We start from the raw sequence: 1265 nt of genomic DNA, 5'->3' as shown, positions 1-1265 counted from the left end.
GAGCCAATACAACCTCACAAACAATAACGATTACTATCTTTGATGTAGACGAGATACTACCAGTCTTCACTTCAGCTACCGCTATAGATTTTGCTGAGAATGGTACAGGTACAGTTTATACAATAGCCGCTACCGATGCCAATGCGTTGACTTACGGTCTTGGAAGTGGTAATGATGGAGCATTCTTCAACCTGAATGGAGCTGAGGTGACCTTCAAGTCAAGTCCTGACTTTGAGACCAAGAGCAGCTACATTATTGAGATACAAGCTAATGATGGCTTGAATACTACGAAACAGACTGTGATCATCACGATTTTAGATGTCGATGAAAATGCCCCAGTATTTACATCTGTTACCGTAGTTAACTATGCTGAAAATGGAACAGGTACAGCTTATAGCATTACAGCAACGGATGAGAACGCCATTACTTACAGCTTAGGCTCTGGTAATGATGAGAGCTTATTCAACCTGGAAGAGGGTATAGTGACCTTTAAGGCCTCTCCAGACTTTGAGGCACCAGCAGATGGAGACGGTAATAATACTTATTTGATTAATGTACTAGCTAGTGACGGTATCAACACTGTTAATCAGAATGTGATCATCACAGTAACCAATGTAGATGATTCAGGCTCAGACTTTATTGCACCAAAGTTAATAGCATTAACACCAGAGAATGGTAGTAACGTTGATGCGCAGAGCATTATTACCGCTAAGTTTGATGAGAATATCTACCGGAATAATGGGAAACTCAGGATATATCGAAAACGTGATTTATTCCTTTTGTTTATTCGGGATATAAATACAAATGAAATCACCATTAATGGTGCTGAAGTCTCGATTCAATTGCCGCCTGATTTACCCAATGGTGAAGAATTACTTATTCACTTTAGCCCTTCCAGTTTAGCTGATGGTAATGGTAATTTGATAGGTTCGGCTTTTGACGCAGATACATGGAATATTACTATAACCTCTGAGGCGCCAACGATTAAGAGTTTGAGCCCTGTTGATGGAGGAACATTAACATCGGGGTCTGATTTTGAGGTAGAATTTACCGCACCTGTTTTTGCATCAGATGGAAAGGTTAGGATTTTCAAGAAGAGTAATTCACTACTTCTCCATACGATTGATATCGATGATCCTTCAGTCAGTATAGAAGGCAATGAGGTGACCATTACACCTCCAGATGACCTTCCATTTGGAGAGGAGTTAAGTATTCATTTAGCGAATAACACCTTTGAGTACGCTGCGGGGAAGGATTTAGAAGGG

The 1265-nt window shown here is 40.4% G+C and carries 1 protein-coding gene; it reads left to right on the top strand.

The annotated features are described in order from the left end of the window. A partial coding sequence (locus JXQ92_RS09735) for a hypothetical protein (protein ID WP_421986422.1) occupies positions 1 to 1265 on the top strand: 1265 nt, incomplete at both ends.

Source organism: Roseivirga sp. (assembly GCF_049099775.1).
GTDB lineage: Bacteria > Bacteroidota > Bacteroidia > Cytophagales > Cyclobacteriaceae > Roseivirga.
The sequence above is the reverse complement of the archived record's forward strand: the minus strand, read 5'-3'. Positions and strand labels throughout refer to the sequence as shown.